Origin of the sequence: Streptomyces vilmorinianum, assembly GCF_005517195.1 — a bacterium.
In the GTDB taxonomy this organism is placed as follows: domain Bacteria; phylum Actinomycetota; class Actinomycetes; order Streptomycetales; family Streptomycetaceae; genus Streptomyces; species Streptomyces vilmorinianum.
Window position 1 is genome coordinate 631,364 of sequence record NZ_CP040244.1, and the last position, 16,584, is coordinate 647,947.

General features: G+C 72.9%; 16 protein-coding genes. 7 read left to right on the plus strand and 9 right to left on the minus strand.

Annotated features, from left to right (window positions below):
* Window positions 1-25: 25 nt before the first annotated feature.
* Window positions 26-319, minus strand: a complete 294-nt coding sequence (locus FDM97_RS03140; RefSeq protein WP_137988740.1) for a PH domain-containing protein — start codon at window positions 317-319, stop codon at window positions 26-28.
* Window positions 320-358: 39 nt separating this feature from the next.
* Window positions 359-589 carry a hypothetical protein gene (locus tag FDM97_RS03145; RefSeq protein WP_137988741.1) on the minus strand — a complete coding sequence of 77 codons (231 nt, stop codon included), beginning with the start codon at window positions 587-589 and terminating at the stop codon, window positions 359-361.
* A 289-nt stretch (window positions 590-878) separates the two neighbouring features.
* Between FDM97_RS03145 and FDM97_RS03150 the strand changes: the two genes are divergently transcribed.
* The gene (locus FDM97_RS03150; RefSeq protein ID WP_137994628.1) at window positions 879-1,568 is read left to right on the plus strand and encodes a TetR/AcrR family transcriptional regulator; all 690 of its coding nucleotides are present in this window, start codon (window positions 879-881) and stop codon (window positions 1,566-1,568) included.
* On the opposite strand, the gene FDM97_RS03155 is transcribed toward FDM97_RS03150, so the two are convergent.
* Window positions 1,498-2,370: a MaoC family dehydratase gene (locus FDM97_RS03155; protein WP_137988742.1), complete on the minus strand. Its 873-nt coding sequence runs from the start codon at window positions 2,368-2,370 to the stop codon at window positions 1,498-1,500. The two genes, FDM97_RS03150 and FDM97_RS03155, sit on opposite strands and share 71 nt — an antisense overlap.
* 81 nt (window positions 2,371-2,451) lie before the next feature.
* Here FDM97_RS03155 and FDM97_RS03160 point away from each other — a divergent pair, with 81 nt between their 5' ends.
* A complete protein-coding gene (locus FDM97_RS03160; protein WP_137988743.1) occupies window positions 2,452-4,311 on the plus strand; it encodes an AMP-dependent synthetase/ligase in 1,860 nt (619 codons plus the stop codon).
* 93 nt (window positions 4,312-4,404) lie between these two features.
* Here FDM97_RS03160 and FDM97_RS03165 read toward each other — a convergent pair whose 3' ends face one another.
* From FDM97_RS03165 to FDM97_RS03180, 4 genes are all read right to left on the minus strand, one after another.
* Window positions 4,405-4,653 carry an SCO4226 family nickel-binding protein gene (locus FDM97_RS03165; RefSeq protein ID WP_137988744.1) on the minus strand — a complete coding sequence of 83 codons (249 nt, stop codon included), beginning with the start codon at window positions 4,651-4,653 and terminating at the stop codon, window positions 4,405-4,407.
* A 32-nt stretch (window positions 4,654-4,685) separates the two neighbouring features.
* Window positions 4,686-5,339, minus strand: coding sequence for a pyridoxine/pyridoxamine 5'-phosphate oxidase (locus tag FDM97_RS03170; protein WP_137988745.1), 654 nt, complete (start codon window positions 5,337-5,339; stop codon window positions 4,686-4,688).
* A 95-nt stretch (window positions 5,340-5,434) separates the two neighbouring features.
* Window positions 5,435-7,726: an FG-GAP-like repeat-containing protein gene (locus tag FDM97_RS03175; RefSeq protein WP_137988746.1), complete on the minus strand. Its 2,292-nt coding sequence runs from the start codon at window positions 7,724-7,726 to the stop codon at window positions 5,435-5,437.
* Between the two features lie 169 nt (window positions 7,727-7,895).
* A complete protein-coding gene (locus FDM97_RS03180) occupies window positions 7,896-9,059 on the minus strand; it encodes a thiolase C-terminal domain-containing protein (RefSeq protein ID WP_137988747.1) in 1,164 nt (387 codons plus the stop codon).
* Between the two features lie 42 nt (window positions 9,060-9,101).
* On the opposite strand from FDM97_RS03180, the gene FDM97_RS03185 reads away from it, so the two are divergent.
* The 3 genes from FDM97_RS03185 (at window position 9,102) to FDM97_RS03195 (ending at window position 11,178) form a co-directional block, all read left to right on the plus strand.
* Window positions 9,102-9,473 (plus strand): iron chaperone, encoded by a 372-nt coding sequence (locus FDM97_RS03185; RefSeq protein WP_137988748.1) that lies wholly within the window; start codon window positions 9,102-9,104, stop codon window positions 9,471-9,473.
* 68 nt (window positions 9,474-9,541) lie between these two features.
* Entirely contained in the window at window positions 9,542-10,708 is a 1,167-nt protein-coding gene (locus tag FDM97_RS03190) for an acyl-CoA dehydrogenase family protein (protein ID WP_137988749.1), read from the plus strand.
* Complete coding sequence (locus tag FDM97_RS03195; protein WP_137988750.1) at window positions 10,708-11,178, plus strand: nitroreductase family deazaflavin-dependent oxidoreductase; 471 nt, start codon at window positions 10,708-10,710, stop codon at window positions 11,176-11,178. Before FDM97_RS03190 ends, FDM97_RS03195 begins: the two co-directional genes overlap by 1 nt.
* 170 nt (window positions 11,179-11,348) lie before the next feature.
* Here FDM97_RS03195 and FDM97_RS03200 read toward each other — a convergent pair whose 3' ends face one another.
* Window positions 11,349-11,996: a TetR family transcriptional regulator gene (locus FDM97_RS03200; RefSeq protein ID WP_137988751.1), complete on the minus strand. Its 648-nt coding sequence runs from the start codon at window positions 11,994-11,996 to the stop codon at window positions 11,349-11,351.
* A gap of 330 nt (window positions 11,997-12,326) precedes the next feature.
* Between FDM97_RS03200 and FDM97_RS03205 the strand changes: the two genes are divergently transcribed.
* The gene (locus FDM97_RS03205; RefSeq protein ID WP_175439018.1) at window positions 12,327-13,253 is read left to right on the plus strand and encodes a VOC family protein; all 927 of its coding nucleotides are present in this window, start codon (window positions 12,327-12,329) and stop codon (window positions 13,251-13,253) included.
* A 103-nt stretch (window positions 13,254-13,356) separates the two neighbouring features.
* Entirely contained in the window at window positions 13,357-15,768 is a 2,412-nt protein-coding gene (locus FDM97_RS03210) for an outer membrane protein assembly factor BamB family protein (RefSeq protein WP_137988752.1), read from the plus strand.
* Window positions 15,769-15,957: 189 nt separating this feature from the next.
* On the opposite strand, the gene FDM97_RS03215 is transcribed toward FDM97_RS03210, so the two are convergent.
* Window positions 15,958-16,545 carry a hypothetical protein gene (locus FDM97_RS03215; protein WP_137988753.1) on the minus strand — a complete coding sequence of 196 codons (588 nt, stop codon included), beginning with the start codon at window positions 16,543-16,545 and terminating at the stop codon, window positions 15,958-15,960.
* Window positions 16,546-16,584 lie beyond the last annotated feature (39 nt).

Sequence of the window (16,584 nt, forward strand, 5' to 3'; positions counted from 1 at the left end):
TTCGAAGGCGTCGCCGTCCGGCGGATCACGCTTCGGGGTCGAGGGTCCGGAGGTCGTAGAGGTAGGAGCGATCGTTCTTGAAGCTGCGCCAGACGGTGGCAGGGGGTTCGGGTTCGTCGGCGTGGCTGTCGAGGGGATGGGCGGTGACGAGGCCGTCGGCGATCTCGCAGTGCCAGCCGTCGGCCGGCGACCAGACGCACCGCACGTTCCCGTCCGTTCGGCGGTAGGCGGGGCGGCCGTTGTGCTCGCCGTCGCGCTCGAAGCGGTAGCGGAGCCCGTCGATGTGGCGCACGAAGGTGAAGGATGCGAGTGCCGTCATGCCTTCGCACTGTAGGGGACGACGCCGGGCCGCCCCGGCTCAGCCGCGGCGATGGCGCTGTTGGTGGCTGTCGCTTGAGGTGGGCATGGAGTTGTGGACGGATCGGGCGTTGTACGAGATCCGGTCGATCTGTGCCTGACGCCGGGCCTCGTGCTCGATCCGCAGCCCGTCGACGGTTCCCGTGCGACTGCTGGAGCGGCGGAGCAGGAGGATCACCAGCAGGAGGCCGATTCCCCCGAGAGAGCCGAACAGGATCAGGATGGCGCTCATCTCTCTCCTCCTCCGTTCGTCAGGGCCACCCGGGTCATGAAGCCGAGTGGCCGCCAGGATCAGCAGCGGCCCGCCTCATGATGCTTCGCCACCATGTCCTCCGCATCGGTGGAGCTCGGCAGGCGGTGCACAAGACGTACTGCCGGAACCCGGCAACTCGGTTCGCTTCACCGGGGCGCGCAAGCGCCGACTGCCGCGTGACCGCCGACCAGGGTCTGGCCGCCCCCGGCCGACGAGGCCGTAGGCTCTCCCCGGGAGCAGGCGAGCAGGGGTGGGAAGGATGTCCGAGGTGGGCGGCACGAAGGTCAAGCGGATGCCGCGGGCGGTGCGCGAGCAGCAGATGCTGGACGCCGCCGTGCAGACCTTCGGGCAGCGGGGGTACCAGGCCGCGTCCATGGACGAGATAGCCGAGCTCGCGGGCGTGTCCAAGCCGCTCGTCTATCTGTATCTGAACTCCAAGGAAGACCTCTTCACCGCCTGCATCCGGCGGGAGGCGAAGGCGCTGCTCGCCGCCGTCGCGGCCGGGGTCGATCCGGAGCTGCCGGCCGAGGAGCAGTTGTGGGCCGGGCTGCTCGCCTTCTTCACGCACACGGCCGAGCACCCCGACGGCTGGGCGGTGTTGAGCCGGCAGGCGCGGACGCACGGGGAGCCGTTCGCCGGTGAGGCGGCGCAGATGCGCGACGAGATCGTGGCGTACGTGGGGACGTTGATCGGGGCCGCCGCGCGGGAGACGCACCGTGCGACGCGGCGGGACCCGGAGCTGGCCGAGCGGGATGTCGCGGGGCTGTCCCAGGCGCTGGTCGGGGCGGCGGAGTCGCTGGCCAACTGGGCCAACGAGACGCCGGGGATGACGGCCTGGGAGGCGGCGGCGACGCTGATGAACTTCTCCTGGGCGGGGCTCGGCACCCTCATGACGAGCGAGCGCTGGTCTCCTCCCCGGGCTCCCCGGGCTCCCCGGACTCCCCGCCCTCCCCTGTGACGCCGGTCAGGTGCAGGCGGTCGCCGTTCCTCAGCTGGAAGCGGCCGGAGTCGCCGGCGGCGTAGGAGACCACCCCCGGCAGGAGTACGGGCGCCTTGAACTCTGCGCGTGCGTACGGGAGTTCACCGGACGGGTCCCGTTCGGCCAGGCAGCGGGCGAAGGTCCACATGCCGTGCGCGACGGTCCCGGGGAAGCCGAAGGCGCGTGCGGTGAGCGGGTGGAGGTGGATCGGGTTGCGGTCGCCGGACACGGCGGCGTAGCGGCGGCCCAGATCGGCCGGGAGGCGCCACTCGGCGGTCTCGGGCAGCGGTGGCGGCGCCGGGCTGCGCGGAGGGGAGCCGGCCGGGCGGGCGTGGCGTGCCAGATAGCCGCTCGTCGACTCCCACACCAGCTGCCCCGCGAGCCGCGCCTGCGTCACCATCGTGACCTCCGTGCCCCTGCGGTGCGGGGACAGCGTCCGGGCGTACACCGTGATCTCGGGGCGGTCGTCCGCCGTCAGCGGGGCGTGCCGGGTGATCGTGATCCAGGTGTGGACCAGGCCGAGCAGCGGCAGCGGGAAGTCCCGGCGGGCCATCAACCGCATCGCCGCGGGGAAACCGAGGACGTGAGGGTACGTCAGCGGCAGCGTCAGTGACCGCTCTTCCGGTGGGAAGCCGCAGATCCGTGCGTACGCGGCGAGGTGGTCCCCGTCGATCCGTCGCGGGCCGCTCTCGATCCGGGTCCGGGGCAGCGGCGCGTCCGGGCGGACCTTCGTGAAGGGGGAACGGGCCACGGCCCCGGCCAGGGCGAGGAAATTCCTCATTCGACTCCTTCGAACTCCTTTGCATGGCCGTTTATTTACCGCACAGTAAGGTTACTTGAGGGTCAGACCGAGGAGTCGTACGTGTCCGTCGCCACCCCTTCAGTGACCGTGACCGTGACCGTCGTCGACGGGCGGGTGCGGGAGGCCTCCGTGCCCCCGCTCGCCCCCCGGGTCCGGCGCGGTTCGCTCGCCGACCTCCCCTACGACAACGCGCGCGAGGAGCCGGGCGCCGTCGTCTTCGGGCGCAAGCGTCCCGACGGCACCTGGCAGGACGTCACCGCCTCCGCCTTCGCCGCCGAAGTCCACTCCGTGGCCAAGGGGTTGATCGCCGAGGGCCTGCGGCCCGGGGACCGGCTCGCCCTCATGGCGCGCACCACCTACGAGTGGACCCTGCTCGACTTCGCCGCGTGGGCCGCCGGCCTGATCACCGTCCCCGTCTACCCGACCTCCTCCGCCTTCCAGACCCGCTGGATCCTGCAGGACTCCGGCGCTGCCGCCTGCGTCGTCGAGGACATGAGCCAGGCCCGGCTGGTCTCCACCGAGCGTCGCGGACTGCCCGGCCTCGCCCACCTCTGGGTCCTCGGCGGGGGCGCCGTCGACCATCTGCGCCGCGCCGGGGCGCACGTCCCCGACGAGGCCGTGACCGCCCGCCGCGGGCTGCTCACCCCCGAGACCCTCGCCACCCTCATCTACACCTCGGGCACCACCGGCCGTCCCAAGGGCTGCGCCCTGACCCACGCCAACTTCTTCGCCGAGGTCGACAACGCCGTCGAACTCCTCCACCCCGTCTTCCGCGAGGAGAGCAAGGAACCCCCGTCGACGCTGCTCTTCCTGCCCCTCGCGCACGTCTTCGGCCGGATGGTGGCCATCGGCTGTGTGCGGGCGCGGGTACGGCTCGGGCACGCGCCGTCCGTCGAGAACGACGACCTGCTGCCCGACCTGGCCGCCTTCCGGCCCACGTTCCTGCTGGCCATCCCGTACGTCCTGGAGAAGGTCTACAACGCGGCCCGCGCCACGGCCGAACGCTCGGGCCGGGCCGCCTCCTTCGACCGCGCCGCCCGGGTCGCCCGTCGGTACGGGCAGGAGGCGGAGCCCTCCCTCGGGCTGAAGGCGGCGCGGGCGCTGTACGACCCCCTGGTCTACCGGCGGATCAGGGCCGCGCTCGGCGGGCGGGTCCGGTACGTGATCTGCGGCGGGTCGCCGCTGGGGGCCACGCTCTCGGAGTTCTACACGGGCGCTGGGGTCGAGGTCTTCGAGGGGTACGGCCTGACGGAGACGACCGCCGCCTCGACGGTCACCCCGCCGCGGCTCCCGCGCACCGGAACCGTCGGCCGGCCGCTGCCCGGCACGGCGGTACGGATCGCCGACGACGGGGAGGTGTGGCTCAAGGGCGGCCATGTCTTCGCCGGCTACTGGGACGCCCAGCGCGGTGTGGCGCTGCCCTACACCGACGAGGGCTGGTTCCCGACGGGGGACCTGGGCGCGCTGGACGAGGACGGCTATCTGCGGATCACCGGCCGCACGAAGGACGTCCTCATCACCTCGGCCGGCAAGAACGTCGCCCCGGCGCCGCTGGAGGACTGGCTGCGCGCGCATCCCCTGGTCGGCCAGTGCATGGTCCTCGGCGACAACCGTCCGTACATCACGGCGCTGGTCACCCTGGACCACGAGGGGCTTCTGCACTGGCGGCGGATGCGGCGCAAGGACCACCTCGCCCTGTGGGAGCTCACCCGGGACGAGGAACTCCTCGCGGCGCTGCAGCGTGCCGTGGACGACGCCAACCGGCTGGTGTCCCGGGCCGAGTCGATCCGCGCGTTCCGTGTGCTCACGACCGAGTGGTCCGAGACCAGCGGGCACCTGACGCCCTCGCTGAAGCTGAGACGGGGCGCGGTGCTGCGGGACTTCGCCCGCGAGATCGACTCGATGTACGCGGGGGAGTGACACGGGCCGGGAGGGTCGGGCTCCGGGCTCGGCCCCGGCCCCGGCCCCGGCCTCGACTTCCGCTCCGGCATCCGCTCCGGCTTCCGCTTCGGCTCAGACGCTGAGGGGCACCTCGTGGATCTCGTCGGCCGCGTGACCCGTACGGGCGTGGATGCGCTGGACCGCCTCGGCCGAGGGACCGTGGGAGAGGCAGTACACCAGACCGGACTCGGGGTCCGCCCATGCCCGCTCGAAGTGCACGCCCTCGTCCTTCTCTATCGCGAGGTCGGCGGCGTGCGCCTCCCGGAGCTGTTCAGCGGTGATGCCCACCATGTTGTGGTGGACGTCCATGTACGTACCCATCGCGTTCCACCTCCTCCTCTCATGGTGCGCCCTCAGGGCCACAGCAGCTCGCGGACCCAGGTGGTGGTCTCCCTGCGGTATCGGAGCCTCACGTGGCGTCGCTGCTCGTCGCCCTGGAAGAACTCGACCTCGGCCGGCTCGAGGACGTACAGGGTCCACGTCTTCGCGTGGGCGTCCGGATCGGTGCTCGCCCGCTCCCAGGCCACGGCGCTCGACGCTGCCAGCTCCTCGCGCGAGCCGAGCACCTCGCTCTGCCTGCCGACCAGGGCCGAGGCCAGGGCGCCGGTCGTGCGCGCGTGCAGATCCGCGTACGCCTCCTCGGGCGTCCCGGTCGTGACCCGGCCGCGCACCCGCACCTGGCGGCCCTGGGCCGGCCAGTAGAAGTGGAGCGCGGCGTCGGGACGGGCGGCGAGCTGGCGGCCCTTCGCGCTGGTGGCGTGCGAGGCGAAGTGCCAGCCGCGCTCGTCGGCGTCGTGCAGCATCACCGTACGGACGTCGGGCCGGCCGTCCTCGTCCACGGTCGCCAGGGACATGGTGTGGGGCTCGATCTGGCCTGCTCGGGCCGCCGCCACGAACCAGTCGTGGAAGAGCGGCAGGGGATCGGCGGGCGCCGTCCTGGGGTCGAAGACGGGCAGCTCGGTGTCCCAGACCCGCAGGGAGCGGAGCGCGTGGTCGAAGTCGGTCATGCGGTAACCCTAGGCGGCAGTGGCCGGGCGGATCGCGCGGCCCGAGCGGTCGGGGAGGCCGGAGCAGCCGCTCGGCATGCTCCGGCCTCGGGCCGTCAGAACCCGGTGTCGTACGACACGTCATCCGGGAGCACGCCGGTGGACTTCCCGGCTCTGAACGGCGCGCGCCAGTCACCCGTGCCCGCGTAGAAGTACGCCCTCTTGCCCGTCCCCTGCTTGAGCGCGAACAGGTCGGGGCGGCCGTCGCCGTTGCCGTCACCGATGCCGATGAGGTCCTTGTACGTGTTCCAGCCGCCGCCGATCTTGATGCGGCTGGCGAACGTGCCGTCGCCCTTGCCGAGGTAGAGCCAGAGGACGCCGTCCTTGTCGCGAGCGAGGAGGTCTCCGGCCGCCGCTCCGGCGATGTTGCCGACGGCGGTGAGCTGGTTGTAGATGCCCCAGCCCCAGCCGATCTTCTTCCGCGTGGCGAAGGGGGCGTTGGCATTGCCCGTTCCGCCGTAGAGCCAGAGGACGCCGGACTTGTCCGTGGCGAGGAGGTCGGCCTTGCCGTCGTTGGTGAGGTCGCTGCCGCCCGCGAGCTGGTCGTAGATCTGCCAGCCCCCGCCGATCTTCGTCCGGGGCTGGAGCGGCTTCGCCCCGAGGCCGGTGCCCTGGTAGAGCCAGAGCACACCGCTCTTGTCCCGGGCGATCGAGTCGGCCACGGAGGTGCCCGCCACGTTTCCGACGGACTCCATCCGGTCGTAGATCTGCCAGCCGCCGCCGACGTTCCAGCCGCCCTCGTGGAGGACGCTGTCGCCCGCCTCCGACCGCTGCATGCCGAGGCGCACCAGAGCTCCGTTCCCGTCGCGGACGAACACGTCGGGGGTCCCGTTGTCGTCGTAGTCGTGCGGGGCCACGGGACGGGACACCGTGAACCGCCCGGTGGCCTTCAGGTCCGGGCCGATGCCGTCGTCCGGTAGCGCGGCGATCTCCCAGGTGTACTCACCGTTGAGTGCGGGGCGTGTGGAGCCGAAGCCCGTCAGCTCTCTGCCGTTCCAGCGCAGGCTGACCGTCCGCCGCGCCGTCGGGCCGCCGTCGGTCACGAGCGGCCACTGCAGCCGCTGCCCGGTCCGTACGTGGACCAGCGTCGCCCACACGTACGCGTCGCCCCGGGACAGGTCCCAGCTGAGATCGACGCCCTTGGCGAGCTGGTCGCCGGTGAACACGGTCGGGACGGTACTGCCGAGGAGGGTCACGGCGGTCGCCTGACCGGTCGAGGCGACCAGCGTGGCGACCGGCTTCCCGTCCGCGCCGAGGGCCACCTGGTAGAGGCCCTCGCCCTCGGCCGGTGTGCCGCCCCGCACCATCAGGGAGCCGTCGGGGGCGGGGACCGCGGAGGAGAGGTGCGCGAGGAGATCGACCGTCTCGCCGGTCTCGGCCGACTCGGCCGTGAGGGGCCTCGGCGGTGTGGGCGCCACACCGCCGTACGGGCCTCCGCTGTATTCGAGCGGGCGCGGCTCGCCGACGGTCACCCACTCGCCGAGCATCCGGAAACTGTCCTCGTAGTAGCCCTTCGTCCGGATCCGCTTGGTCTCGGTCGAGCCGCGCCGCGCGGCGCCGATCACCCGCGCCCCATCCACCCACTCGTGCCACGCCACATGGGTGCTGGAGACGGCGGCCTCCCACAGACGGGCGGGAGAGCCGGCCTGGACGTGCGCGGATACGGCGGTGGCCGTGGTGAGATCGACGACGACCTTGCCGCGGACCTCGTTCAACCCGAGCCCGCAGTCGAACACGGCGGTGTTCGTGGAGTACGCGGTCACGTTCAGGTCGCATGCCCCCTCCGGCATGCCGGTGACCGGGCGGTGGGTCAATGACCCGCCCTCTGCGGTGATGAGGTGGGGCAGCCAGCCCGCTTCCCCCGTTTCCACCATGGCGATCAGCGTCGAGCCGATCGCGCCCGCGAACCAGTAGTCGGCGCCGAGCTCGTCGAGGTCCACCTCCACGGGCGCCGCCGAGGGTGAGGTCATGTCGTGGATCTTCAAAAAGCGGTTGAGGTGTGGCTCCGCGTTCTCCCCTGTCACCACGATGTCCGAGACCCCGCCGGTCACCAGGGCGGCGGCGGGCAACACGGTGGAGGTGCCGTCCGCGTACCGGGTCCAGCGGTACTCGGGGGTGGCGGTGTTGGTCTTCGACAGGAAGCCGGAGGTGCCGGCGCTGACGACCTCCGCGTTCAGCGGGAACCGTACGGCGGTCTCCTGCGGCGTCGTGTCGGCGGTGGCGGCCGGAACGGCGGCTATGGCCGAAGGCGCGGCCAGGGTCCCCCCGGTGGCCGCGAGGACGGCGGTGACGGCCAGGGCCGTCAGGCGGCGGCCGTGTCTGTGCGTGTGCGTGTGCGCGTGCTTCAAGATCTTCCCTCCCCTAGTGCGCAGGACAGTAGCGGGTACGTTCGGCCCACTTCCTGCCGGGGAGGAGGCTTCTCCTCTGTCGGGCTGCGGCGGCCCGCGACTCGTTCCCGTACTCCTTCACGGGCACCGCGTGGGCCGCGCGCTGCTTGTGGGGATCCGTGGGGCCGGGTCAGCCCCGGCCCAGCACCACCGTTCCCGACGAGCAGAACCAGCCCCCCGTCCCCGACGCCACCGCCAGCTCCGGCAGGCTCCCGTCCGCGCGCCGCACCTGCAGCCCCGGCGCCTCCCCGCGCAGCTGCCGTACGGCCTCCACGAGCAGGAACAGTCCCCGCATCCCCGGGTGACAGGCCGAGAGCCCGCCGCCGTCCGTGTTCACCGGCAGCCGGTCCTTCTCCTGCACGAACGGGCCGCCCTCGCCCTTCGCGCAGAAGCCCAGGTCCTCCAGCGTCACCAGCGTCATGTAGGTGAAGGCGTCGTAGATCTCGGCGAGGTCGATGTCCTCGGGCCGCACCCCCGCCCGCTCGAAGGCGAGCCGGCCGCTGACCGCCGCCGGAGAGACCGTGAAGTCCTCCCACTCCGACATCGTGGTGTGCGAGACGTGCTCGCCCGTGCCGAGGATCCACACGGGCGCCTTCGCCGTGTCCGGCACGTACTCCTCGGCCGCGAGCAGCACCGCGCAGCCGCCGTCGCTGCGGATGCAGCAGTGGAGTTTGGTGAACGGGTCGGCGATCATCGGGCCGCCGAGCACCTCGTCCACCGTGACCGGCTCGCGGAACATCGCCTCCGGGTTGTGCGCGGCGTTCGCCCGCGCCCGGACGGCGACCTCGGCGAGCTGCTCCAGGGTCGTCCCGTACTGGTGCATATGGCGGCGGGCGGCCATCGCGTACTTGGCGATCAGGGTGTGCCCGTAGGGGGCCTCGAACTGCAGCGGGCCGCGCGCGCCGAAGGAGAGGTTCGAGGTGCGGCGCCGGGCCTTGATGTCGGCGCGGGCGGTCGATCCGTAGACGAGCAGGACGGCGTTGGCGTGGCCCGCGGCGATGGCGTCGGCCGCGTGCGCGGCCATGACCTCCCAGGTGGCGCCGCCGACGGCGGTCGAGTCCACCCAGCGGGGGCGCAGACCCAGGTACTCGGCGACCTCGACCGGTGCGAGCGTGCCGAGGCCCGCCGAGGCGAGGCCGTCGATCAGCGAGCGGTCGAGCCCGCTGTCCGCGAGGGCGCGGCGGGCGGCCTGGGCGTGCAGAGTGTAGGGAGTGGCCTCGTCGACGCGGCCGCAGTCGGAGAGGGATATGCCGACGACGGCGACGCGGCGGCGGCCTCGTGATGTGGTGGGCATGAATCTGACGGTACATCAGATACGTCGAACAAGGAGGAAGGGATGCCGGGAAGCGAGACCGAGGATGTGGACGGCTACCTCGCCGAGGTCGTCGATCCGGACCGGCTGACGGTCCTGGTCCGGCTGCGCGAGCTGTGCCGCACGGAGCTCCACGGCTTCGAGGAGATCCTGTCCTACGGCATGCCCGCGTACCGGCGGCCGGGCGGGCAGCCGGAGATCGCCTTCGCCCAGCAGAAGCACTACATCTCCTTCTATCTGATGCGCCCGGACGTCCGGGAGAGCTTCGAGGAGCGGCTGGCCGGCCAGGACATGGGCAAGGGCTGCCTGCGGTTCCGGCGCACGGAGAACGTCGACTTCGATCTCGTACGGGATCTGCTGCGGGCGACCGCGAAGGCGCCCGGCGAGATCTGCTGATCCTGGCTCTGTGCTTCTGCTCCGGCCCGGCCTAACATGACGGGCCGTCAGATACGGAGGGGAGCCCCATGGACGCCGCCTTCACCGCGGAGCAGGACGAGATCCGCCGCACCCTGCGCGAACTGCTCGCCAAACGCTCCGGACCCGCCGAGGTCCGCGCCGCCGTCGCCACCCCCGAGGGGTACGACACCGACCTGTGGCACCGGATGTCCGCCGCCCTCGGGCTGCCCGGCCTCGCCCTGCCCGAGGAGTACGGAGGCGTGGGCTGCGGCCCCGCCGAGCTCGCCCTCGCCTGCGAGGAGACCGGCCGGGCCCTCGCCCCCTCGCCGCTCCTCGCCACCGCCGTCCTCGCCGCCCCGCCGATCACCGCGCTCGGCACCGGGGTCCAGCGCGCCGCACTCCTGCCACGCATCGCCGACGGCACCCTGACCTGCGCCCTCGCCGTCCCCGGCGGCGCGCTCTCCCTCGTGCTCGGCCTGACGGGGGACAACCGTTCCTGGGCCGCCGGCGGCGGGCGGGCCGGTGGCGTACAGGCGCACGTCACGGACGGCACGTGGCGGCTGTACGGGGAGGTCACCCAGGTCCTCGACGGACACAGCGCCGGGCTGCTCGTGGTCGCCGCCCACGCCGGGGGCTTCGCGCGCAGCCGCACCCTGCTCTTCCTCGTACGCGGGGAGGCGGCCGGACTCGTCCGCGTACGGCAGCCGGCCCTGGACGCGACCCGCTCGCAGGCCTCAGTCCAACTACGGGATGTGGAGGCCGAGTTGCTCGGCGAAGAGCCGGTCGACGTGCTGGGCGCGCTCGCCGCGACCGGACGGAGCGCGGCCGTGACGCTCGCGGCCGAGGCGGTCGGCGCCGCCCAGGCGGCCCTGGACCGCACGGTCGAGTACGTCCGGTCCCGTGAACAGTTCGGGCGGCCCGTCGGCTCCTTCCAGGCGGTCAAGCACCGGGTCGCCGACCTGTACGTCCAGGTGGAGGCGGCGCGCTCGCTGACGTACGGCGCGGCCCGGGACCCCGGCACCGGCGGGCTCGCGCTGGCGGCCGCCCTCGACGCGCTGCGGACGGTGGCGGGGGAGACGATCCAGCTGCACGGCGGCATCGGCTTCACCTGGGAGCACGAGGCCCACCTGTACTTCAAACGGGCGACGGCCGACGAGCTGCTCTTCGGGCCCGCGCGCCGCTTGCGCGAGCGGGCGGCCCAGGTGACCGGACTCTTCGGGGAGGTGGCGGCCTGATGCCCGTCGGAGTGCGTCTGATGCAGAAGGTGTCGTCCACGCGGACGTTCGCGAAGGTCGCCCCGCACGTCATCCCGGCGATGGACCGGGCGGTGCACCGGCTGACGCGGGGCAAGGTGATGCTGAGCGCGCAGATGCTGCCGGGCCTCGTCCTCACCGCGAAGGGCGCCAGGTCGGGGCAGCCGCGCGTGACCCCGCTCGCGTGCCTGCCGGAGCCCGGCGGGACCTGGCTCCTGATCGGGTCCAACTTCGGCCGGGAGGGCCATCCTGCCTGGACCGGGAACCTGCTGAAGCACCCGGACGCGGAGGTGAGTTGGCGGGGCGAGACGATCCCGGTGCGCGCGCGGCTGCTCTCGGGCCAGGAGCGGGCGGACGCGTGGGAGGCGGCGCTCCGGTTCTGGCCGCCGTACGCGACGTACCAGGCCCGGGTGGAGCGGGAGATCAGGCTCCTCCGACTGACGCGACGGTAGCCCCGCGGGTCTTCGCCGGGTCTGCGCCGGGTCTTCGCTGAGCCTGCGCCGGGTCTGCGCCGGGTCTTCGCCGGGCGCGTGCCGCCCGCCGGACATGGGAACGCCGACGGCAGTCTCGCGAAGGGGACCGCCGTCGGCGTGACAGGACGGGCGAAGAGGTGGTGTGCGGGCTACTTCGTCGGCTTCTTGCCCGTGATCCCCAGGTGCACCAACAGCGCCAGATTCGGCTTCAGTTCGGCTTGCTTCACTCCCCAGGTCTGGAAGCCCTTCTGGTGGCCGGCCACCGAGGCCAGCATCGCCACCAGGGAGCCCGCCATCGCGGCGGGGCTCACGTCCTTGTCGACCTTGCCCTTCGCCTGGAGCTCCTTGACCGTCTCCGTAAGGGAGTTGGTGACGGAGTTCAGGATCTTCATGCGGATCTTGTAGAACCGCTTGTCGCCCTCCGCGGCGCCGAGGTCCACGACCCGCAGGATCGCGTCGTGCCGGCGCCAGAAGTCCAGGAAACCCTCGACCAGTTCCTCGGAGGTCTGCCAGCCGGCCTTGCCGACCCAGGAGCGGCCGGAGACCAGATCGGTCAACGCCGCGCCTTCCTTGGCCATTTCCTCCGCGATCTCGAGGACGGCGCCCTCGACGTCGGGGAAGTACTGATAGAACGTCGCGGGTGAAGTCCCCGCCTTCCGGGCCACGTCGATGACCTTGACGTCCCGGTACGGCGAGGAGCTGAGCATCTCGCTGAGGCAGTCGAGCAGCTTCTGCCGCGTCGCCTGACCGCGTCGTCCGGCCACGCGGCCGTCGACGGTGCGTACTTGTCCTGTCATGCCGTCAGCTTACCGAGGGGTGATCGGCGCGCGATTCGGCCGACTGCAAATGGGGTGCGGCCCCTCCGGAGCGGCGATCGGAGGGCTTCGCGCGGGCCGCGGGGTGCCGGGCCGGGGCTTCCCCCGAGTGCCCCACGAGCGTCACGGGAGCGCTCCGGGACCGCTCCGGGGGCATCCAGGGAGCCGCCCCGTACCCGAATAGGCTTATTAACAGCCTGTGGACAACTTCGGTGGACAACTCACGGAACTCGGGGGCCGCCGGGTCCCTATATGGCGGTATGTTCGATTACGGGGCGTGCGCGGCGGGTCTCCCCGACCTAGCGTGGAGCCATGGCCGTATTCACAGAGGGCACCCCCTGCTGGGTGGAGGCGCAGCTCCCCGACCTCGAGGCGGGGAAGCGGTTCTACGGCGAGCTCTTCGGCTGGACCTTCGACCCCGACCGCGACGAGGCCCTCAGTGACGGCAAGCGCGTCGCCGGCCTCATCCCGAAGCGGGACGGCCGGATGCCCACCACCTGGACCGTCTACCTCGCCACCGACGACGCGGGCCTGCTCTCGGGCAGGATCAAGGCCGCCGGCGGGCAGATGATCATGGAGCCCTACCCTGTCGGCCCCTTCGGCGTGCTGGCGCTCGCCGCCGACCCCGGCGGCGCCGTCTTCGGCCTGCGGCAGGCGGGCGACGACGACGGCTTCGAGAAGACGATGCTCCCCGGCTCCTTCTGCTGGATGGAGGTGTACACGCGGGAGAAGGACGCGGTCGACACCTTCTACGCCTCCGTCTTCGGCTATCTCGGCCGCCAGGTCGAGCCGGACGAGGAGGGCAGGGAGAGCGACTTCGACTACCGCGTCTGGTCGCCGCCCGGCTCCCGCCCCGGTGACGACTCCGCCTTCGGTGGCCGCGCGGTCCTCACCGGGGCCTTCCCGGCCGAGATGCCGGGGCACATCCTCATCTACTTCGCCGTCACCGACTGCGACGAGACCTGCGCGCGGGCCGTCGCCCTCGGCGGCCGCGTCACGAACCCGCCCTTCGACACCCCGCACGGCCGCATCGCCGTCCTCCACGACAACCAGGGCGCCCGCTTCGCGGTCCTGGCGGAGCCGGCCGACGAGCCCGCCGACAAGCCCGCCACAGAGCGTGCCGCAGAGCGCACGGCCGAGCGCACGGCCGGGCGAGCCGGCGAAGCCCACGTCGAGCCCGGTGATGAAAGCGGCGAACCCGCCGAAAAGCCCTCCGCCGCGTCCGGCGATATGAGGTAAGACACCCCGATCCGCCCCCGGGTTCGCAACCGCCGCCTCGGACAGGAAGAATCAGGGCCACGGGGCCGTACCCTCATGGCCCGTACGGGGAGGTGGCAGGCAAGTGGAGCAGCTGACGCAGCACGACCCGAGACGGATCGGGCCTTTCGAGGTGCTGGGCCGGCTCGGTGCAGGCGGCATGGGCCTGGTCTATCTCGCGCGCTCGGCGTCCGGGCGGCGCGTGGCGATCAAGACCGTGCGGACCGAGCTCGCCGAGGACCAGCTGTTCCGTGTCCGCTTCACCCGTGAGGTCGAGGCCGCACGGGCGGTCTCCGGCTTCTACACGGCCGCCGTCGTCGACGCGGACCCCCGGGCCGCCGTGCCGTGGCTCGCCACCGCGTACGTTCCCGCACCCTCCCTCGAAGAGATAGTGAACGAGTGCGGGCCGCTGCCGGCCCAGGCGGTGCGCTGGCTGGCCGCCGGTGTCGCCGAGGCCCTGCAGTCCATCCACGGCGCGGGCCTGGTCCACCGCGACCTCAAGCCCTCCAACGTCCTCGTCGTCGAGGACGGCCCCCGGGTGATCGACTTCGGTATCGCATCCGGCGTCTCCAACACCCGGCTGACCATGACCAACGTCGCCGTCGGCACGCCCGCGTACATGTCGCCCGAGCAGGCCCGCGACTCGCGCAGCGTCACCGGCGCCTCCGACGTCTTCTCGCTCGGCTCGATGCTGGTCTTCGCCGCGACCGGCCACGCCCCCTTCCACGGCGCCAACCCCGTCGAGACCGTCTTCATGCTGCTGCGGGAAGGCCCGGACCTGGAAGGGCTGCCGGACGAGCTGCGCCCGCTCATCGACTCCTGCATGCAGATGGACGTCGCGCGCCGCCCGACGCCGGCCGATCTGCAGGCGCAGCTCGCGCCGCATCTCTTCGGCTCGGGCAGCGACGACAGCGGTACGGCCTCGGCCTGGCTGCCGCAGCGCGCCACGGCCATGATCGAGACGCGCCGCGGCGGCCGCCCCAGCACGCCGCCGCCTCCCGCCGCCCCGCCCGCACCGCCGCGTCCGCCCCGGCCGGCGCCGGAGTGGAGCGGCGACCCGCGGTCCGGCCAGGGCGCGGTCGCGGTGGGCGGCGGACGGCACGCCGGGCCGGCGGAGGCGGGCCAGGAGGCCGGTCCCGTACGTCTGGCGGGCGCCGCGGTCCCGATCGGGCCCGGCCCCCGGGTCGCCGACACCCGCGCCGCCGTCGGCGCCGGCCTCGGCGCCGACGCGGGCCCGGCCACCGGCTGGATCCGCCCGCCCGGCGGCGGCGCGAACGGCGCGGAGCCGGGCCCGCCGCCCGGCTCCCGTCCGCTGCCTTCGCCCGCCCCGGCCCCGGAGGCCGCGCAGGAGCCGTCGCACTGGCGGCCCTGGCGCTTCCGCATGTCGAACGACGTGTGGGGCACGCCGGTCGTCGCCGGCGACCTCCTCTACGTGACCTCCTTCGAGGTGCACGCGCTGGACGTGGCCAGTGGCCGCCGCCAGTTCAAGACCCGGGACGTGGCCTGGTCGATGGCCGTGTCCCAGGGCCGTATCCACGCCTCCGACGGGCCCACGCTGTACGCCCTCGACGCCGCCGACGGCAGCGAGCGCTGGCGGCTCTCGACGGACGCCTGGGTGTACTCGCTCAAGGTCGACCGGGGCACGGTCGTCACCGGCACCCGGGGCGGCGGGGTCCAGGGCTGGGAGGCCTCCAACGGCGCCAAGCTGTGGGAGATCAGCGGTGCGCAGACGGACTTCGAGACCCCGGAGGCGGGGCCCGCGGTGCACGGCGACACGGTGTACGTGTGGCGCGACGCCCGGCTCCAGGCCCTGGACGCCCGTACGGGTGTCGAGCGCTGGTCGTACCCGGTGGGCGACGCCGCCTCCTGCGGCAACGTCCCGGTCCGGGTGGCCCCGGCGGAGGACGGCTGTGTGTACGTCTCGGCCGGTACGCGTGTGCTGTCGATCGACATCGCCGGCGGGCACGTCCGCTGGCACTTCGAGGCGCCCGCGGTCTTCCTCTCGCCGCCGGCGTTCGCCCCCGGTCCCGCCGTCACGGGCGGCGGGGTGTACCTCGCCGACTACCTCGGCACGGTGTACGCGCTCGACGCGACGACCGGTCAGGACCGCTGGCGGATCGCCACGGAGTCGCGCCAGTCGATCGAGCCGGTCCTGGTCGTCGACGGCAACGTGCATGTGGGCAGCGGCAGCGCGCTGTACACGCTCGACGCGGTCACCGGCACCCCGAAGTGGCGGTTCGCGGCGGGCGGCGAGCTGATCGGCACGCCGGTCGTCGCCGACGGCCGGGTGCACTTCGGCTCGGCGGACCACGTCCTGTACACGCTGGACGCGACGGGCGGCCAGCTGCGCTGGAAGCTCGCGACCGGCGGCGAGATCACCGGCTCGCCGGTGGCGCGGGGCGGGGTCGTGTACGCGTGCAGCAAGGACCGCTGTGTGTACGCCCTCGACGCGGTGAAGGGCACGGCGACGGGCCGGTCGGCGGCGCCGAGGGCGTGACGAGGAGCGGTTGACTCGGGCGCAGTGACTCGGGCGCAGTGACTCGGGCGCAGTGACTCGTCGGGCCGCGGCCCGGCTGCGGACGGCTCGGGCGGCCGTGGCTCAGGCGCGGTGACTGGGGCGGCTGTGACTCGGCCGCGATGACTCGGGCCGCCGTGGCTCAGGGGCGATGACTCGGGCCGCAGTGGCTCAGGGGCGGTGGTTCGGGGGCGGCGGCTCGTGGTGTTGCGGCTCGTGGTGCTGCCGGTCCCGGGTGGGCACGTCCATCGTCCGGGTCGGCTGTCCCTGCGTCGCGTCCGGGTCGTCCAGGGTCGGGTGCGTGGGCCGCGGCTCCGGCTGCGGGCCGAGCTCCATCTCGTGCGTGCGGGCGCGGCCCGACATGACCACCGCGGCCAGGAGGAGCAGCACCCCGCCGCCGAGGGCGGCCGCGACCCCGTCGCCAAGACCCGTACCGTCGCCGGCGACCGTCAGGCTGCCCTCGGCCTGCCCGACCCGGACCATCCACAGGACGGTGAACCCGACCACGACCAGCCCGGCGAGGGCCACCAGGATCCGCGAGCGCAGCACCACACCCAGGAGCGCGACCACGGCGGCGAAGGCGAACGGCAGCAGGATCGAGCCGACCACCTCCGCCTTCGCGTCGGTGATGCCGCCGAACAGGTCGTCGATGCGGTAATCGCTGCCGTGACGGCCGTCGTACCAGGCACGGAAGGGGCTCCAGACGGCGGCCGTCGCTCCGGCGAGGGCCAGGACCGAGCCGATGACGTTTCGGACCATCGATCGGCCTCCTTCGGTCCGGCTCTCGGTCCCGACGCT